Annotated in this window: 17 protein-coding genes; 2 read left to right on the top strand and 15 right to left on the bottom strand. The window is 69.5% G+C overall.

Going from position 1 to position 18,473, the window contains the following annotated elements; genetic code table 11:
* Window positions 1-85: 85 nt before the first annotated feature.
* The 15 genes from rplS to ftsY form a co-directional block, all read right to left on the bottom strand.
* Window positions 86-445, bottom strand: coding sequence for a 50S ribosomal protein L19 (gene rplS / locus AB0J78_RS12385; protein WP_132627488.1), 360 nt, complete (start codon window positions 443-445; stop codon window positions 86-88).
* Window positions 446-641: 196 nt separating this feature from the next.
* Window positions 642-1,433 (bottom strand): tRNA (guanosine(37)-N1)-methyltransferase TrmD, encoded by a 792-nt coding sequence (trmD, locus tag AB0J78_RS12380; RefSeq protein WP_363789014.1) that lies wholly within the window; start codon window positions 1,431-1,433, stop codon window positions 642-644.
* Between the two features lie 105 nt (window positions 1,434-1,538).
* Window positions 1,539-2,105, bottom strand: coding sequence for a ribosome maturation factor RimM (rimM, locus tag AB0J78_RS12375; protein ID WP_363789013.1), 567 nt, complete (start codon window positions 2,103-2,105; stop codon window positions 1,539-1,541).
* A gap of 5 nt (window positions 2,106-2,110) precedes the next feature.
* The gene (locus tag AB0J78_RS12370; RefSeq protein ID WP_093413382.1) at window positions 2,111-2,350 is read right to left on the bottom strand and encodes an RNA-binding protein; all 240 of its coding nucleotides are present in this window, start codon (window positions 2,348-2,350) and stop codon (window positions 2,111-2,113) included.
* Window positions 2,347-2,823 carry a 30S ribosomal protein S16 gene (gene rpsP / locus AB0J78_RS12365; protein ID WP_363789012.1) on the bottom strand — a complete coding sequence of 159 codons (477 nt, stop codon included), beginning with the start codon at window positions 2,821-2,823 and terminating at the stop codon, window positions 2,347-2,349. The genes AB0J78_RS12370 and rpsP overlap by 4 nt, the downstream gene beginning before the upstream one ends.
* A gap of 266 nt (window positions 2,824-3,089) precedes the next feature.
* Complete coding sequence (locus tag AB0J78_RS12360) at window positions 3,090-3,902, bottom strand: type II CAAX endopeptidase family protein (protein ID WP_363789011.1); 813 nt, start codon at window positions 3,900-3,902, stop codon at window positions 3,090-3,092.
* Between the two features lie 67 nt (window positions 3,903-3,969).
* Entirely contained in the window at window positions 3,970-4,725 is a 756-nt protein-coding gene (locus tag AB0J78_RS12355; protein WP_363789010.1) for a type II CAAX endopeptidase family protein, read from the bottom strand.
* A 142-nt stretch (window positions 4,726-4,867) separates the two neighbouring features.
* Complete coding sequence (locus AB0J78_RS12350) at window positions 4,868-5,938, bottom strand: amidohydrolase family protein (protein ID WP_363789009.1); 1,071 nt, start codon at window positions 5,936-5,938, stop codon at window positions 4,868-4,870.
* Entirely contained in the window at window positions 5,935-7,497 is a 1,563-nt protein-coding gene (ffh, locus tag AB0J78_RS12345) for a signal recognition particle protein (RefSeq protein ID WP_363789008.1), read from the bottom strand. The genes AB0J78_RS12350 and ffh overlap by 4 nt, the downstream gene beginning before the upstream one ends.
* A gap of 277 nt (window positions 7,498-7,774) precedes the next feature.
* Window positions 7,775-9,517 carry a DEAD/DEAH box helicase gene (locus tag AB0J78_RS12340; RefSeq protein ID WP_363789007.1) on the bottom strand — a complete coding sequence of 581 codons (1,743 nt, stop codon included), beginning with the start codon at window positions 9,515-9,517 and terminating at the stop codon, window positions 7,775-7,777.
* Between the two features lie 298 nt (window positions 9,518-9,815).
* A complete protein-coding gene (locus AB0J78_RS12335) occupies window positions 9,816-10,397 on the bottom strand; it encodes an AAA family ATPase (protein ID WP_363789006.1) in 582 nt (193 codons plus the stop codon).
* A 420-nt stretch (window positions 10,398-10,817) separates the two neighbouring features.
* The gene (locus tag AB0J78_RS12330) at window positions 10,818-11,156 is read right to left on the bottom strand and encodes a P-II family nitrogen regulator (RefSeq protein ID WP_132679695.1); all 339 of its coding nucleotides are present in this window, start codon (window positions 11,154-11,156) and stop codon (window positions 10,818-10,820) included.
* Window positions 11,153-12,493, bottom strand: coding sequence for an ammonium transporter (locus tag AB0J78_RS12325; RefSeq protein ID WP_363789005.1), 1,341 nt, complete (start codon window positions 12,491-12,493; stop codon window positions 11,153-11,155). The genes AB0J78_RS12330 and AB0J78_RS12325 overlap by 4 nt, the downstream gene beginning before the upstream one ends.
* A 122-nt stretch (window positions 12,494-12,615) precedes the next feature.
* Window positions 12,616-13,836, bottom strand: coding sequence for an MFS transporter (locus tag AB0J78_RS12320; RefSeq protein ID WP_363789004.1), 1,221 nt, complete (start codon window positions 13,834-13,836; stop codon window positions 12,616-12,618).
* A gap of 345 nt (window positions 13,837-14,181) precedes the next feature.
* Window positions 14,182-15,558 (bottom strand): signal recognition particle-docking protein FtsY, encoded by a 1,377-nt coding sequence (ftsY, locus tag AB0J78_RS12315; RefSeq protein ID WP_363789003.1) that lies wholly within the window; start codon window positions 15,556-15,558, stop codon window positions 14,182-14,184.
* A 109-nt stretch (window positions 15,559-15,667) separates the two neighbouring features.
* On the opposite strand from ftsY, the gene AB0J78_RS12310 reads away from it, so the two are divergent.
* The gene (locus AB0J78_RS12310) at window positions 15,668-16,936 is read left to right on the top strand and encodes an anhydro-N-acetylmuramic acid kinase (RefSeq protein ID WP_363789002.1); all 1,269 of its coding nucleotides are present in this window, start codon (window positions 15,668-15,670) and stop codon (window positions 16,934-16,936) included.
* Between the two features lie 8 nt (window positions 16,937-16,944).
* The gene (locus tag AB0J78_RS12305) at window positions 16,945-18,444 is read left to right on the top strand and encodes a sodium:solute symporter (protein ID WP_363789001.1); all 1,500 of its coding nucleotides are present in this window, start codon (window positions 16,945-16,947) and stop codon (window positions 18,442-18,444) included.
* Window positions 18,445-18,473 lie beyond the last annotated feature (29 nt).

Below are 18,473 nucleotides of genomic sequence, written 5' to 3'. Positions count from 1 at the left end.
TGCATTGATCACCCGAAGGTGGACAGCAGAAGGGCCCGGACGCTTCCGCGGCCGGGCCCTTCAGAACTGCAACGTCTCGCGTCGATCAGGACGCCGAAGCGGTCTCCCGCTTCTCCTTGATCTTCGCCGCCTTGCCGCGCCGGTCGCGCAGGTAGTACAGCTTCGCCCGCCGGACATCGCCGCGCGAGACGACCTCGATCTGCGCGATGTTCGGGGTGTGCACCGGGAAAGTCCGCTCCACACCGACACCGAAGGAAACCTTGCGCACGGTGAAGGTCTCCCGGATGCCATCGCCCTGGCGGCGGATGACTGCGCCCTGGAAGACCTGAGTCCGCTCGCGCGAACCCTCGATGACGCGGACGTGAACCTTCAGCGTGTCACCGGGCCGGAAGGCCGGGATGTCGGAACGCAGCGACTGGGCGTCCAACGCGTCCAGGGTGTTCATCGGTGGTCCGTCCTCATCCGTGTCGAAGGCACCCGTGTTCTCACATGTCGATGACCCGACCTGGAAGGTGGGCACCGCCCGACACGGGGTGAACTTGCTCTTTGCGCATGTCGAACCAGGTGGCTCGACTGCATCAACCTGTCCAGTGTGCCAGATCCGCATTTCGTCGCCCGATCCGACCCCTTCAACGAGGGGCTCAGCGCGACGCGTCTCCGGTCTCACCGGCATCGCCGGAAGCATCCGACGCGCGCAGTTTATCGAGCTGTTTCCGGTCGGCCTTATCCAGGTCCCCCTCGGGCAACGCCGAGAGCAGCTCCGGCCGCCGGTGGTAGGTCCGCTCCAGCGCCTGATCCCGCCGCCAGCGGGCGATCGCCGCGTGGTTGCCGGAGCGCAGGACGTCGGGAACCGGACGCTCGCGCCACACCTCGGGACGGGTGTAGCAGGGACCTTCCAGCAGACCGTCGGAGAACGAGTCCTGCTCCGCCGACAGCGGGTTTCCCAGCACCCCGGGCAGCAGCCGCACCACGGCCTCGATCATCGTCAGCGCGGCGACCTCGCCGCCGACCAGCACGTAGTCGCCGATGGAGACCTCTTCGACCGGCATCCGGGTGGCCGCGTCGTCGATGACCCGCTGGTCGATGCCCTCGTACCGGCCGCAGGCGAAGACCAGCCACGGGTCCTCCGACCAGCGCACGGCGGTCTTCTGGTCGAACGGTCGACCGGCAGGCGTGGGCACGACCAGCCGGGGCGTGGCCTCCTGCGCGGCGCAGACCTCGTCGAGGGCCTCGCCCCAGACCTCCGGCTTCATCACCATGCCCGGACCGCCGCCGTAGGGGCTGTCGTCGACCGCGCGGTGCACGTCGTGGGTCCAGTCGCGCAGGTCGTGCACGCCGACGGAGATCCGCTCGCGCTCGATGGCCTTGCCCAGCAGCGCTTCTCGCAGCGGGTTCAGGTAGTCGGGGAAGATCGTGATGACGTCGATGCGCATGGTGGCCTCGTCTGGGAAACGCCCCGTGAACGGGTGCGCTGCGGTGGATCCTCGCGAGCGGCGAAGCCGCCCCCGCACCGCACGCACAACTGCCTCGGCTGCCGGCTAGTCCAGCAGCCCTTCGGGCGGGTCGAGCACGACCCTGCCGCCCTCGAGGTCGACCTCGGGGACGATGGCGGAGACGAACGGGACCAGGGCTTCGCGTTCGCCCTTCTCGGCTTCCGGGTCCACGATGGTGATCGCGAGGAGTTCGCCCGCGGGCGAGTGCAGCACGTCGCGCACCACGCCCACGTCCTCACCGGAGACCAGGGCCGCGCGCAGCCCGATAAGCTCGGTGTCGTGGAACTCGTCGGGGTCCTCCGGCGACTCGGCCGCGTCGGCGGAGACCGTCAGCAGCGCACCGCGCAGCTCCTCCGCAGCGTCCCGGCCGTCAACGCCCTCAGCGCGCACCAACAGCCGCCCGGCGTGCTGCCGGGCGGCTGTCACGGTGAGGCTCTGCGCGCTCTTGTTCCTGCTCTGACCGGCTCCTCGGCGCTTCAATCCGAGCACCGAACCGGGAACGAACCGCAGCTCCGGGCTGTCGGTGAGCACCTCGACGACGAGCTCGCCCCGCACGCCATGCGGCCGCACCACGCGCCCCACTGCGAGGGCCTCCGGCTGAAGTTCGTTCATCCCGATCAGCGGTCGGTGTCGACCACGTCGACCCGGATGCCGCGACCACCGATGCCGGTCATCACGGTCCGCAGCGCGGTGGCGGTGCGCCCGCCGCGTCCGATGACCTTGCCCAGGTCGTCCGGGTTGACGTGCACCTCGAGGGTGCGACCACGTCGGGTCGTCAACAGCTGGACGCGGACATCGTCGGGGTTGTCGACGATGCCGCGCACCAGGTGTTCAAGCGCGTCCGAGAGGACCGTCACGCCTGACCGTCCTCGGACTTCTGCTCGGCAGCCTTGTCCTCGGCCTTCTCGTCGGCCTTGTCCTCAGCCTTGGCCTCGGACTTCTTGCCACCCTTCTTCTTCGGGGTGGTGGCCTCGACGGTCGGCTCGTCGCCGGCGGCGGCGAGAGCGGCCTCGAACAGCTCCTGCTTGCTCGTCTTCGGCTCGGCGACCTTGAGGGTGCCCTCGGCGCCCGGCAGGCCCTTGTGCTTCTGCCAGTCGCCGGTGATCTCCAGGATGTTGCGCACCGGTTCGGTCGGCTGCGCGCCGACACCCAGCCAGTACTGCGCCCGCTCCGAGTCGACGATGATGCCGCTCGGGTTCTCCTTCGGGTGGTACTGACCGATCGTCTCGATGACCCGGCCGTTGCGACGGGTGCGGGCGTCTGCGATGACGATGCGGTAGTGCGGCTCCCGGATCTTGCCGATCCGCGCGAGCTTGATCTTCACAGCCACGGGTGCTGGTGCTCCTCAGACTCTCATTGATGCTCCGGTGAGCGATGCGCCAACCGCGTGGGGCAGCGATTCGCACAGCTCGTAGGTCAAATCGCCGGCAAGAGGTGAGAGGGACCCCTAGCAGCGAACAGCAACCCATTCTGCCAGACACCCTGCACAAGCGACGACGGGGGCACCCGCAGCAGAACCGCGTCCGGCAACCGGCGAAGCCCGATTCTCCTCGCTCGCTCTTGCGTTCGGCACCACCGGGGGACGTCTGACACCCGTCAGTCGGGCAGCAGCCCCAGCGAGACGAGGAGCAGCCCCAGCGCCGGGAGGAAGTTGTTGACCTGGTGGGCGATCACGCTGGCCGTCAGGCGGCCGGTCACCATCCTGGCCAGACCGATCGGGATGGTGATCACCAGCAGCAGCCAGGTGCGGGCCGGCTCCAGGTGCCCGATCGCGAACACAGCGGTGCTCAGCACGAACACGTTGAGCTGGCTCCAGCGCAGCCGCTCCATCGCGCCCCACAGCAGGCCGCGGTAGAGCAGCTCCTCGCACAGCGGTGCGACCAGCCAGACGTGCAGGAACACCAGCACCGCCACCACCGGCGGCAACCGGACCCCGTCCAGGACGCTGCTCACCGTGGACGTCTGGCCCGGATCGGCCCAGTGCGTCCACAGCATGGTGGCGATCGTCGTGGTGACCAGACCGACGCCACCGATGGCCAGCCCGGTCCTGACGTCCGACCAGCGCCACTCCAGCCCGAAGTCCTGCACCGGGCCGTTGCCGCGCAGCACGGTGATGAGCACCGCCACCCCACCTGCCAGCAGGGTCGGCAGCACCAGCATCAGCACGATGGACCACACGCCCGGTGCGCCGAACGCGGCGGCCAGCACCACCGAGGTCAGCACGAACACCGCTTCGGCGAAGAAGAACGCCCCCAAGCCCCAGCGGTGCGTGCGCACCGGCGGATCGGCCACCCAGGTGCGACCACCGGGTGCCGGATCGCCGACTCCGGATTCTTGTGTTGAGTGCACGAGCGCCTCCGTGATGCCGAACAGCGGATCGACGACCCGCGTGACGATGTCGGCTGACACCGGCGGAAGCCGTCAGACTACTGCGGTGCCGGGCCGGATCACGATCACCACGTCCCGGGCGGAGTGTTCATCCGGCCACGGCGAACAGCAGGAGTGCCGGCAGGAAGTTGTTGGTGGCGTGCGCGACCATGCTCGCCGACACCCGGCCGGTGATCATCCGCGCCATGCCGATGGCCAGCCCGCCGATGAACAGCACCGGCGTGCGCCACACCTCCTGGTGTATCAAGGCGAAGATCACCGAGGTCAGGATGAGGATCACGACGCGCGGGATCCGGTAGTGCTCCATCGCGCCCCACAGGGCACCGCGCATCAGCAGCTCTTCGGTCAGCGGCGCCCCCAGGAACGCGAACAGCGCGAACAGGAACAACCAGATCGTCCGGTCCCCTTGCATCAGCCTGGTCAGGTCGGATTCCGGTGGCGGTCCGGTGAGCGCGATGACCACCAGCGTCACCATCCACGACCCGAACAGGGCGCAGAGCCCGCAGATCAGGCCGACCTTCACGTCGCGGCGCCGGGGCAGGATGCCGAAGTCGGCGCGCAGCCCGTGACCCCGCCACCAGGAGAAGATCGCGGGAATCAGACCGAGCAGGATGTTCGGCGCGAACGCGAGCAGCAGCAGCGGGCCGGTGTTCGGCGGTTGCGTGGGGTTGAACCCGCCGTCGGGCTCGCGCACGGCGCCGAGGATGACCACGGCCAGGTAATAGCCGCCGTATCCGAGGAAGAACGCCGCGAACCCCCAGGCCAGCGAACCCCGTCTGGCCGCTTCCAGCTGCGCCTCCCAGAACTTGGGGCGCATGTCGGCGGTGCCGTCCACCCGACGCATCGGTTGAAGGTAAGGATCTCGCTTCTCCCCCACAAGACGCTCCCCTCGACCTACCAACCCTAAGGGTTCGCACACGGGAACGCTGTTTCGCCGAGCGGAGGCGGAAACGATTGCGGGGACCGTTTTCAGACTGTTCGAAGGGCTAGAAGACCTTGCCGCCTAGCAGGATTCGACTCGGCGAGCGGAGGACGTCCAGGTCCTTGCGGGGGTCCGCGTCGTAGCACACCAGGTCGGCGAGGGCGCCGTGCTCCAGGCTCGACCAGCCCAGCCACTCGCGCGCGCCCCAGGAGGCGGCGCTGAGGGCCTGCTCGGTGGACATGCCGACCCGGTGCAGCGCGGCGACCTCGTCGGCCAGCACGCCGTGCGGGATGCCGCCTCCGGCGTCGGTGCCCGCGTAGACCGGGATGCCCGCCTCGATGGCCTTGGCGACCGTGCTGTCGGCGCGCTCGTAGAGGGCGTTCATGTGCGTGGCGTAGTCCGGGTACTTCGTCGCGGCGGCGGCGAAGCCCGGGAAGTTCTCCACGTTGACCAGGGTCGGCACCAGCGCGGTCCCGCGTGCGGCCATCAGTTCGACTGTCTCGTCGGTCAGGCCGGTGCCGTGCTCGATGCAGTCGATGCCGGCGTTGATCAGGCCGGGCAGCGCGTCCTCGCCGAACACGTGGGCGGTGACGCGGGCGCCGAGCCGGTGGGCGGTGTCGATGGCCTCGGCCAGCACCTCATCGCTCCACAGCGGGGCCAGGTCGCCCACCGAGCGGTCGATCCAGTCGCCGACGAGCTTGATCCAGCCGTCGCCGTAGGCGGCCTGCTCGGCGACCGCGGCGGGCAGGTCCTGCTCGTCGTCGAGGTCGTCGGACAGCTTCGGGATGTAGCGCTTGGGGCGGGCCAGGTGCTTGCCCGCGCGGATGATGCGCGGCAGGTCGTCGCGCTGCTGCAGCGGCCGGGTGTCGATCGGGGAACCGCAGTCGCGGATCAGCAGGGTGCCCGCGTCGCGGTCGGTCTCGGCCTGGGTGACGGCCTCGTCGAGCTCGACCGGCCCCTGGGTGCCGATGCCGACGTGGCAGTGCGCGTCGACCAGACCGGGCAGCACGTATCCGCCGTCGAAGACGGTGTCGGCGCCAGCGACCGGTTCCAGAGAGATCCGGCCGTCGGCGATCCACAGGTCCCGCTGCGCGCCATCGGGCAGCACCGTGGCGCGCAGGTGCAGCGCCGTCACTGGTCCTTCTTGCCGAAGTTCAGCTTCGACGGGTCGAAGCCGGGCGGGAGCTGGTTGGCCGTGGGGTCCAGTTTGGACAGATCCGGACCGGCTCCGCCGCCCATGCCGGGCATCCCGCCCGGAGGAAGGCCGGGGAGGCCGCCGGGCATGCCCTTCATGCCCTTCGGCGGGGTCGGGCCGCCCTTGCCCTTCTTCCCCTTCTTCCCCTTCTTGCCCTTGCGGTTCTTGCTACCGCCGCCTCCGCCGCCGAAGCCGCCGAACTGACCGGCCATCCGCTGCATCATCTTGCGGGCTTCGAAGAACCGGCTGACCAGGTCGTTGATATCGCCGACGGTCACGCCCGAACCGCGCGCGATGCGCTGGCGGCGGGACGCGTTGATGATCTTCGGGTCGGCCCGCTCGGCCGGCGTCATGCCCCGGATGATCGCCTGGATGCGGTCGAGCTGCTTCTCGTCGAAGTTGGCCAGCTGGTCCTTCATCTGGCCCGCGCCCGGCAGCATGCCCAGCAGGTTCTGCAGCGGACCCATCCGCCGCACCGCCTGCATCTGCTCCAGGAAGTCCTCCAGTGTCAGCTGGCCGGTGCCCAGCTTCTCCGCGGCCTTCTCGGCCTGCTCCTGGTCGAAGGCCTGCTCGGCCTGCTCGATCAGGGTGAGCATGTCGCCCATGCCCAGGATCCGGTTGCCCATCCGGTCCGGGTGGAAGACGTCGAAGTCCTCCAGCTTCTCGCCGCTGGAGGCGAACATGATCGGCTGGCCGGTGACCTCGCGGACCGACAGCGCGGCACCACCGCGCGCGTCGCCGTCGAGCTTGGTCAGCACCACGCCAGAGAAGCCCACGCCGTCGCGGAACGCCTCGGCGGTGGTCACCGCGTCCTGACCGATCATCGCGTCCAGGACGAACAGGATCTCGTCCGGCTTGACCGCGTCCCGGATGTCCGAGGCCTGCTTCATCATCTCCTCGTCGACGCCCAGCCGGCCGGCGGTGTCGACGATGACGATGTCGTGCTGCGCGCGCTTGGCTTCCTCGATGCTGTCGCGGGAGACCTGCACCGGGTCGCCGACGCCGTTGCCCGGCTCGGGAGCGAACACCGGAACACCGGCGCGCTCACCGACCACCTGCAACTGGTTGACGGCGTTCGGGCGCTGCAGGTCGCAGGCCACCAGCATCGGCGTGTGGCCCTGGCCGGACAGCCACTTGGCGAGCTTGCCCGCCAGCGTCGTCTTGCCCGCACCCTGCAGACCGGCGAGCATGATCACCGTCGGCGGGGTCTTGGCCAGCTCCAGGCGACGGGTCTCACCGCCGAGGATCGTGACCAGTTCCTCGTTGACGATCTTGACGACCTGCTGGGCCGGGTTCAGCGCCTGCGAGACCTCGGAGCCCTTGGCCCGCTCCTTGACACCCTTGATGAACCCGCGCACGACGGGAAGCGCCACGTCCGCTTCGAGCAGGGCGATGCGGATCTCCCGCGCGGTGGCGTCGATGTCGGCTTCCGACAGCCGCCCCTTGCCGCGCAGGTTCGTCAGGACCGAGGTGAGCCGGTCGGAGAGAGTGTCGAACACGGGTTCACGGGCTCCAGAGTCGATGGATGTACCTGGGTACCTATGCGAGGGTAACCGACCGGTTGTGAAGACCCATTTCCTCGGTTTGCTCAGCGGTGCGGGTGGCGGAACCTGACACGCCTCCTGGCTCCGGGATCCGCGACTCATGTATGCCAATACACGACGCTGCGGCTGTCCGCACCAGAAGACGTGTCAGAACCCGCGGCGGTGCGAGCTGCGAGGGTGGCCTCGCAGCTCGCGGCTGCGCCGCTTGCAGGCGAACCGAGAAAACTCGGACCTACGCTCCGGTGTGCCGCAGGTCGCGCTTGGGTCCGGTGCGGTGCTGCTGGGGCGAGCGCTGAGCGCTGCCCTGGCCCTTGCGGTGCGGGCGCGGCTTGGTGTCGCGGTCCCGGTTCCCGGCGGGGCGGCGCGGGCGGCGGCTGATGATCTCACCGTCCGCACGGGTGATCTTCAGACCGCGACCGGCGACCTGGGTGGTGCGCAGCTTGCTCAGCAGCTCCTCGGACAGGTCCGCGGGCAGCTCGATCAGCGTGTGCTCGTTGCGGATGTCGATGTGCCCGATGTACTTGCTGGGCACACCGCCCTCGTTGGCCAGCGCACCGACCAGCGCGCGCGGGGTGACCCGGTTCCGTCGGCCGACCTCGACCCGGTAGGTCTCGGTATCGGCGTTGTTGCTGTGGAACGCCGGACCGTCGCGGCGCGCCGGCTCCGGCTCGGCCTCCAGCAGCAGCGGGCGCTCGCCCTGGGCCATCGCGGCGAGGGCCGCGGCGATCTCCGAGGCGGGCACGTCGTGGGTGCGCTCGTACTCGTTGACCAGCTCCTGGAAGACCTCCAGGCCGCCCTTGGCCAGCGTGTCGGTGATGCTCTGCGCGAACTTCGCCAGTCGGCGGTCGTTGACCGCGTCGATGCTCGGCAGCTCCATCTGGGTGATCTGCTGACGGGTGGCCCGCTCGATCGCGCGCAGCAGGTGGCGCTCGCGCGGGGAGACGAACAGGATCGCCTCGCCGCTGCGCCCGGCACGACCGGTGCGACCCACGCGGTGCACGTAGGACTCGGTGTCGTGCGGGATGTCGTAGTTGAGCACGTGCGAGATGCGCTCGACGTCGAGACCGCGCGCGGCCACGTCGGTGGCCACCAGGATGTCGATCTTGCCGTCGCGCAGGTGACCGATGGTGCGCTCGCGCTGGGCCTGGGCGATGTCGCCGTTGATGGCCGAGGCGCTGAAACCGCGCGCCTGCAGCTTCTCCGCGAGTTCCTCGGTGAGCTGCTTGGTGCGCACGAACACGATCATCGCGTCGAAGGTCTCGACCTCGAGGATGCGGGTCAGCGCGTCCAGCTTGTTGGAGGCGCGCACCGGCACGTGCCGCTGGTTGATGTTGGTGGCGGTGGAGGTCTTGGTCTTGACCGAGATCTCCGCCGGGTTGTTCAGGTAGTTCTGCGTGATCTTGCGGATGCCCTGCGGCATCGTCGCCGAGAACAGCGCGACCTGGCGCTGGCTGGGGACCGACTGCAGGATCTTCTCGACGTCCTCGATGAAGCCCATGCGCAGCATCTCGTCGGCCTCGTCGAGCACCAGGTTCTTCAGCGCGCTGAGGTCCAGCGAGCCCTTCTCCAGGTGGTCGATGAGCCGGCCCGGGGTGCCGACGACGACGTGCGCGCCGCGGCGCAGACCCGCCAGCTGCGGGCCGTAGCCGGTGCCGCCGTAGATCGGCAGCACGTGGAAGCCGGGCAGGTGCGAGGCGTAGCGCTGGAAGGCCTCGGAGACCTGGATGGCCAGTTCACGGGTGGGTGCCAGCACCAGAGCCTGCGGCTTGGTGGTGGTCAAGTCCATGTTGGACAGAATCGGTAGCGCGAACGCGGCGGTCTTGCCGGTACCGGTCTGCGCCAGGCCCAGCACGTCGCGGCCTTCCAGCAGCAGCGGGATCGTCTGCTCCTGGATCGGCGACGGGGCCTCGTACCCGATCTCGGCCAGCGTCTTCTGGACGCGCTCGTCGAGTTCGAGTTCAGCGAAAGTAGGCATGCGGAACGCGGGTCTCCCTAGGTGGGTCGGCGGTGGGCTGATCGCGGAAAAAGGTCCGGCGCCACCCCGCGCGTGCTGACGGGGTTGTGCGTCCACTCGGTGGCGTGCGGCGAACCTGCTTGGACTCCGCTTGCGCTTGTCGAACCGCGCGCTCCACCCGACGCACACCCTGTTGCCAGTGACCCGCAGCTCGAAAAATCTCAGCCTGGCGCAGCGACATCTGGCCGCAGCACCGGTGGTCCAGGGTAGTCATCGCGATCAGTTGATGTCGTCCCGCCCCTGCCCAAGGGGACGCAGGTCACGTCTCGACGTCCAACCGCAGGCCACCGGCCACCTGGGAACGGGTGAACAGGTGCACCCGGCGCCAACCGAGCAGCCGCTCACCGGCCAGCAGGCGCCGGTGCATCCGCTCGGCCCGCAGCACGTGCCGCTGGAAGGAGCTCGACCGGATCAGCCTGCCGCGCGCCCGCTGCCCGTCCAGGGCCGTGTCGGCGTCGGCGTGCAGCCACAGCAGCACCGTCCGCCGCCCGCTCAGGCATGCGAAGACCAGCAGCATCAGCCGCGTGCTCGCCCTGGTCGCGGGCTCGTGCGCGACCACCGGACCGCGGCTGACCAAGCACGCCCACAGGATCCGGGAGCGGTGCAGCAGGTGCACCAGCGGCCGGTAGTAGCGGTACGGGACGCCCGGCGACAGGGCGCGCAGCCTGGCGCGCACCTGCTCGGAATCCAGCCGGACGACGTCCTCGCCCGAGCGCATCTTGGCCAGCACGGTGCTCTTGCCCGCGCCGGGGACACCGGCGAGCACGACCAGCGAACGGCGGCCCACCCGCACCGAAGGCGTCGGGTCGGCAGCGACGGGAGATGCGTCCGAAATGTCCACCAGGACTCCAGATTACGCGCTCCCGATCATGGAAGTCGGGGAAGTGATGACCGCCGCACCGACGAGGAGGCGGCCTGCTCCCCCTGAGCAGGCCGCCTCGTCGAACTCCCCGGTGCGTTACGGGGTCCCGCACCCGGTTCACACGTGGGAGGCCCCAGTCCCCCGCCTCCCACGTCCCCCTGCGATCGCGGAGCCCCGCGGAGCCCGCCCGACCCCCAGTACGGGCGCGATCCCCGGTCCTCCCTGATCACCGCGTCGCACCACGAAGTCTGCCCGCACCAGCGCCGCCGCGAGACCGTAAAGCTGCCCGAATGCGCCTGCGTAGTTGTACGCAACCGCCACCGGGGGAAGCTGCCGACGCACACGACAAGAGCGCCTCCCGGCTCTCGGCCGGGAGGCGCTCAATCGGGTCTGATCAGGTCAGATGGCGGCGACGCCGGTCTCGCCGGTGCGAACCCGCACGACGCTCTCGACCGCGGTCACCCACACCTTGCCGTCGCCCACCTTGCCGGTGCGGGCGGCGCTGACGATCCCTTCCACGACCTTGTCCACGTCGGTCTCGTCGACCAGGACCTCCACGCGGGACTTCTCGATGAAGTCCACCGAGTACTCGGCGCCCCGGTAGACCTCGGTGTGGCCCTTCTGCCTGCCGTAGCCCTGGGCGTCGCTCACGGTCATGCCCAGCACGCCGAGCTTGCCGAGCTCATCCTTGAGATCGTCCACCTTCTGAGGCTGAACGATCGCGGTCACCAGCTTCATGCGCGGCTGCCCTCCAGCTTGCGGTCTTCGACGTCGCCGGGCGAAGCCGAGGCACGGCGAGCGGATCGGTCATCACCGTAGTGATACGCGGTCTCCGCGTGCTCAGTCTCGTCGATGCCCGCGGCCTCGTCCTCCTCGCTCAGCCGGAAGCCGATCGTCGCCTTCACGATCAGGGCCAGGACCAGGCTGAGCACGAAGGAGTAAATCAGCACCGCGAAGGCTCCGACAGCCTGACGCCACAACTGATCCACGCCACCGCCGTAGAACAGACCCGCCACGCCCGCCGGGGCCTCCGCCGAGGCGAACAGGCCCACCAGCAGCGTGCCCAGCAGACCACCGACGAGGTGGACGCCCACGACGTCGAGGGAGTCGTCGTAACCGAACTTGAACTTCAGGCTCACGGCCAGCGCGCAGGCCGCGCCCGTGATCGCACCGATCGCGATGGCGCCCAGCGGCGTCACCGACGAGCAGGCCGGGGTGATCGCCACCAGACCGGCCACGATGCCCGACGCGGCGCCCAGCGTGGTGGCGTGACCGTCGCGCAGCCGCTCCACCAGCAGCCAGCCCAGCATCGCCGCGCTGGTCGCGACCAGCGTGTTGACCAGGACGAACGCCGCGGTGTTGTCGGCGGCCAGCGCGGAACCGGCGTTGAAGCCGAACCAGCCGAACCACAGCAGACCGGCACCGAGCACCACGAAAGGCAGGTTGTGCGGCTTGCCGACGCCCTTGGGCCAGTTCTTGCGCTTGCCCAGCACCAGCACCAGGGCCAGCGCGGCCGCACCGGCGTTGATGTGGACCGCGGTGCCACCCGCGAAGTCGATCGCGGCCAGGCGGTTGGCGATCCAGCCGCCGACGCCGGTCACGTTGCCCGCGTCGTCGGTGTCGTCGAAGTCGAAGACCCAGTGCGCGACCGGGAAGTACACCACGACCGCCCACAGCGCGGCGAACAGCAACCACGGGCCGAAGCGGGCGCGGTCGGCGATGGCGCCGGAGATCAGCGCGACCGTCAAGATCGCGAACATCGCCTGGAAACCGACGAAGGCCAGCGACGGGATCGTGCCCGACAGCGAGTCCTCACCGAGCAGACCCGCCAGACCGAAGTTCTCGAAGGGGTTGGCCAGCAGACCCAGCCCACCGATGTCGGTGGCGAAGGCCATCGAGTAGCCGAACAGCACCCACAGCACGCCGACCACGCCGATCGAGCCGAGGCTCATCATCAGCATGTTCAGCACGCCCCGGGACCGGACCATGCCGCCGTAGAAGAACGCCAGCCCTGGAGTCATCAGCAGGACAAGAGCGGCGCTCACGAGCACCCATGCGGTATCGCCTGAATTCACATTGCCTCCCCGTGCGAACCGAGTTGGGCCGCATCCTGGGGAATGTCTGTTTCCGGCGAAGCGTCGTGCTGTAACGCCGACGTGAAATGTGACCCACCCCCTGTTACGGGGACGTGCACACGTCAATTCCGTGTTACGCGGCCGATCACCGTCGGGACCTGGACGGGCCTGCCGACGGAGAGCCCGAACCCCAGCCAGCCCGCTGAGCAGGCCAGGATGAGCACCAGCGGCAGCGTCCACGCGCCGGAGACGTCGTGCAGCAGACCGATGAGCAACGGGCCCACCGAGGCGATGAGATATCCCCCACCCTGGGCCATACCGGACAAGGCGGTCGTGGTGTCGCTGTCCGGCGAGCGCAGCCCCAGCAGCGTCAGCGCCAGGCCGAACGCCGCACCTTGGGCCAAGCCCAGCACCGCCACCGCAGGCCACAGCAGTCCGGTGGGGCCGAGCAGGATGCCGCCGAAGCCGGACATGAGCATCAGCGACAGCACCACGATGATCGGGCGCTGGTCGCGCAGGCGCCGGCACAGCACCGGGATCGACATCGAACCGGCGGCCTGGATCGCTGCCTGCACGCCCAGCGCGAGACCGGCCAGCTCCGGGCTCATCCCCCGGCTCTGCAACATCGTGGGCAGCCAGCCGAACACGACGTAGGCCAGCGAGGACTGCAGGCCCATGAATAGGGTGAGGTGCCACGCCAGCGGGCTGCGCCACAGGATTCCCGGGCTGACCGGCTTCGGCGCGGCGACCGCGCTGCCGCGCACCGCGACCAGGCTGATCACCAGGGCCACCAGCACCGGAACCGCCAGCAACCCCAGCGGCGCCCGCCACTCGGAGCCCAGCGCGTGCCCGATCGGCACCACGGCGGCGGCCGCGAACGCGCCACCCAGCGTCAGGCACATCGTGTAGACGGCGGTGACCACCGGAACCGTGTGCGGGAAGTCGCGCTTGATCAGGCCGGGCACGGCGACGTTGGCGACCGCGATGCCCGCGCCGACCACGATCGTTCCCGCCAGCAGCGTCGGGATGTCGCCGAAGGCGCGCAGCGAGTTGCCGATCAGCAGCACCACCAGGCAGCCCAGCAGCACGCGTTCATCGCCGAAGCGCTGGCGCAGCCGCGGCGCGACGAACGCGAACGCGCCCAGGCACACCACCGGCAGGGTGGTCAGCACGCCGCTGAACGTGCCCGAAACCCCGAGGTCTCGCTGGATGCGGTCCAGCAGCGGCGCCACCGCCGTGAACGGTGGCCGCAACGCCAGGGCCACCAGCACGACCACGACCACGGTCACGATGGCGGTGACCCGCTGGGTCCGCGGCGTTCCCCCCTGGACTCCGGTGCCCACGCGACGTTCCTTCCCGAAAGAGCTGGTCAGACTGCGACGAGACCCGCTCAGCGGCGTCGCAGGCTCAACTCAACTACATGGAACGCCCGTACCACAAACTCTCGCGCAGTGAACCTGCACACCCAGCGCGGAAATGCTCCCGAACACCCCAAAACCCGCCACCCCACGCCTCCTCCCCTGGAGACACCATTCGAATTTCGCGCGAAATTCGAGTCCGAAAGATCCCGGTCGAATTTCGCGCGAAATTCGAAGCCCCCGCCGAAGGTGACCCGGGTGCGGTCTCCGGGCACGAGGAAGCCCCCGGCGAGCTGTGCCGGGGGCTTCCACGTGCGGGTCGGGCTCGGGTCAGTTGAGCAGTGCGTCGACGAACGCTCCCGGCTCGAACGGGGCGAGGTCGTCCGCCCCCTCGCCGAGACCGACGAGCTTGACCGGGACGCCGAGCTCGCGCTGGACCTGGAAGACGATGCCGCCCTTGGCGGTGCCGTCGAGCTTGGTCAGCACGATGCCGGTGACGTCGACGACCTCGGAGAACACCCGGGCCTGCATGAGCCCGTTCTGCCCCGTGGTGGCGTCGAGGACCAGCAGCACCTCGTCGACCTGGGCCTTCTTCTCCACGACGCGCTTGACCTTGCCGAGCTCGTCCATCAGACCGGTCTTGGTGTGCAGCCGTCCGGCGGTGTCGACCAGCACCGCGTCCACCGCGCTGTCGCTGCCCCGGCTGACCGCCTCGAACGCCACGCTGGCCGGGTCGGCTCCCTCGTTGCCGCGCACCACCTCGGCGCCGACGCGCTCACCCCAGGTCGCCAGCTGCTCGACGGCGGCGGCGCGGAAGGTGTCGGCGGCACCGAGCAGCACGGTCCGGCCGTCGGCGACGAGCACGCGCGCCAGCTTGCCGGTGGTCGTGGTCTTGCCGGTGCCGTTGACGCCCACGACCAGCAGCACCGCCGGCTTGCCGCCGTCGGCCGGGTCGCCGTGCGGCAACGCGCGCACCGAGCGCTCCATGTCCTTGCCGAGCGCGTCGACGAGCACCTCGCGCAGGACGGTGCGGGCCTCCTCCGGGCTGCGCACGGCGCGGGAGGCGATCTCGGCGCGCAGCCGTTCGGTGATCTCGGTGGTGGTGGCCGCGCCCAGGTCGGCCATCAGCAGGGTGTCCTCGATCTCCTCCCAGGAGTCCTCGTCGAGGTCACCCGCGCCGAGCAGGCCGAGCAGGCTCTGCCCGAAGGTCGTGCGCGAGCGGGACAGCCGCCCGCGGAGCCGTTCGAGGCGACCGGCGGTGGGCTCGATCTCCTCCACCTCGACCGCGGGCGCCTCGGGCTCCGGCGGAGCCGTGGGCTGCGCGGGAACCTCCGGTTCCGCGACGGGTTCGGCCGTCGTGGTGTCCTCGGGAAGTTCGACGTCGACGATGCCGCGCCGCTCGGTGTCGCGCGGGACCGCGGCGTCGTCACCGACGCCGGGCTGACCCTCCACCTCGGTGCGCTCTTCGACCGGGTGCTCCGGCGGGGCGTGTTCGGCCTCGGGCTCGGCGGTCGCGGCGCCGCTGGCGAAGCTGATGCCGCTACCGGTCTGGTAGCCGCCGCCCTTGACGGCGGTGGACGCGTCGGCTTCGTCCTTCTCGCGCAGGCTGATTCGCCGACGACGGTTGAGCACCACACCGGCGACCACGGCGAGAACCAGCACCACCGCGACAACGACGACGATCAGAATCAGGGTTTCGGTGGTCACCCGCCCATCCTCCCACCTGCTCTAACCGCCTCCGCCAGGCACCTGCCGGGGCGGTCACGTGAGCAATTCACCAACAATGACCACGAAGTGCTTGCTTTTTCATGCCCGTGTGCAATACACCACAGGTGTGCGCTGGTGGCGAGTGGTGGGGCTGCTCTCGGGAACGTCGATGGACGGCATCGACGTGGTCACCGCGGAGCTGCGCCTCGACGGCGAGACGATCGAGCTCCGCCCGCTCGGCGGCCGCACCCTCGACTACCCCGCCGACCTGCGCGAAGACCTCCTCGCGGCGCTGCCTCCCGGCGCTCTCGACGCCGAGACCTTCTGCCGTCTCGACACCCTCGTGGGCAAGTCCTTCGCCGACGCCGCGCTCCTGGGCGTGGACCTGGCGGGCGGCGAAGCCGACTTCGTCTCCTCGCTCGGCCAGACGATCTACCACTGGGTCGAGGGCGGCCGTGCCCACGGCACCCTCCAGATCGGCCAACCGGCCTGGATCGCCGAGGCCACCGGCCTGCCGGTCATCTCCGACCTGCGCACCCGCGACGTCGCCGCCTCCGGCCACGGTGCTCCCCTCGCCGGTGTCCTCGACTCCCTCTGGCTCGGAGATTCCGGATTTCAATGGAGATCGGAGACCGAAGTTCCATTGAAATCGGATGCCGGAATTCCATTGAAATCGGGGACGCCGGGTGTCCCGGTGGCGCTGAACATCGGTGGGATCGCCAACATCGCCGTGGTCGGCGGGCCGGAGCCGCTGGCCTACGACACCGGTCCCGGCAACGCCCTGATCGACCTCGCCGCGCAGCAGCGGACCGGGAAGCCGCAGGACACCGACGGCGCGCTGGCCGCCTCCGGCACCGTGCGCGAGGACCTGCTCACGATCCTGCTCGACGACGAGCACTACCGGCTGCCCGCGCCGAAGTCGACCGGCAAGGAGCACTTCAACTCCGCCTACCTCGCCCGCGCGCTCGACGAGCTCGGCGAGCCCGTCTCGGACGGCGACCTGCTGGCGACCCTGACCGAGCTGACCGCGCGCACCATCGCCGACGCCTGCCGGGCCGAAGGAGCCGCACGCGTGGTCGTCGCCGGCGGCGGTGTGCGCAACCCCGTGCTGCTGGCAGCTCTTCGCCGACAGCTGGACGTCCCGGTGCTGGTCAGCGACGATCTCGGGATGCCTTCCGACAGCAAGGAAGCCCTGCTCACCGCGCTGCTCGGCTTCCTGACCTGGCACGGGCTCCCCGGCAACACACCCGGGACCACGGGCGCCACCGGTCCCCGGATCCTGGGCAGCATCACACCGGGCGCGACCGGCCTGCGACTGCCCGAACCCGCCACCACCCAGCCGCGACGGTTGATCATGCGGTCCGCCGCAACGAACTAGGAGGCCAGATGCGATCGCTCGACCTCGTCGTGATCGGGTTGTACCTGATCGCGATGCCGGCCCTGGGATTGCTGCTCAGCGGCAAGCAGAAGAGCTCGCAGGACTACTTCGTCGGCGGACGGCAGCTCCCGTGGTGGGCCGTGTGCTTCTCGGTGGTGGCCACCGAGACCTCGACGCTGACGGTGATCAGCGTGCCGACGGTGGCCTACCTCGGCAGCTTCACCTACCTGCAGCTGGCGATCGGCTACCTGATCGGCCGCATCGTGGTCTCCTTCGTGCTGCTGCCCCGCTACTTCGCCGGAAACCTGGTGAGCGCCTACGCCTTCCTCGGCCAGCGCTTCGGGACCGGGCTGCAGGGCACCGCGTCGGTGACGTTCCTGATCACCCGGCTGCTCGCGGACGGCCTGCGGCTGTTCGCCACGGCGATCCCGGTGAAGGTGATGCTCGCGGCGTTCGACGTGCACCTGTCGTACTGGCAGATCATCGCGCTGCTGGCGGTCCTGACCGTGATCTACACCTACTTCGGCGGCATCAAGGCCGTGGTGTGGGTCGACGCGATCCAGATGTTCGTCTACATCGGCGGCGCGGTCCTGGCGGGGATCATCCTGTTCGGCAAGCTCCCCGGCGACTGGTTCTCCACGGCGATGGCCGAGGGCAAGTTCCAGCTGCTGGACTTCACCTCGTCGATCATCACCGACCAGTACGCGTTCTTCACCGCGGTGATCGGTGGCGCGGTGTTCGCGATGGCCTCGCACGGCGCCGATCAGCTGATGGTGCAGCGCCTGCTGGCCTGCAAGGACCTCAAGGACGGTCGGCGGGCGCTGATCGCCAGCGGTGTCGTGGTGGCCCTGCAGTTCGGGCTGTTCCTGTTCATCGGAACCATGCTGTGGGCGTTCTTCAAGGGCGCCACCCCGGACTCGATGGGGCTGGCCAGCTCCGACGAGCTGTTCCCGCGGTTCATCGTCAACGACCTGCCGCCGGGCGTCTCCGGGCTGTTCATCGCCGGCATCCTCGCCGCCGCGATGAGCACCCTGGCGTCCTCGCTGAACTCGCTGTCGACCTCGACGGTCAGCGACCTCTACCAGCGGCTGTCGAAGAAGCCGCTCGACGACGCAGCCGTGCTGAAGATGGGCAAGCTGTGGACGCTGGTGTGGGCGGTGGTGTTCGTCGTGTTCGCCTCGATGTTCACCAGCACCGAGAACCCGGTGGTCGAGGTCGGTCTGAGCATCGCCAGCTACACCTACGGCGCGCTGCTGGGAGCGTTCCTGCTGGGACTGCTGGTCAAGCGCGCGCGGCAGACCGACGCGATCATCGCCTTCGTCGCGACCATCGCGGTGGTGCTGTACTTCGTCATCGGGGTGAGCTTCCCGGACGGTGAAGGCGGCGAGACGTCGCTGGCCTTCCCCTGGTACACCCCGCTGGGCGTGATCGTGACCCTCGTGGTCGGCGGCCTCCTGTCCCTCCGCCACAGCCGCGACGCCGAAGAATCCGTCCCCGAAACCGTCTGACCCCGGAACACTCCGGTAATCAGATCCCC

It is taken from the genome of Saccharopolyspora sp. NPDC049426, from assembly GCF_040676935.1.
In the GTDB taxonomy this organism is placed as follows: Bacteria; Actinomycetota; Actinomycetes; order Mycobacteriales; family Pseudonocardiaceae; genus Saccharopolyspora.
Note: the sequence above shows the minus strand (reverse complement) of the source record. Positions and strands in the feature narration are given on the sequence as shown.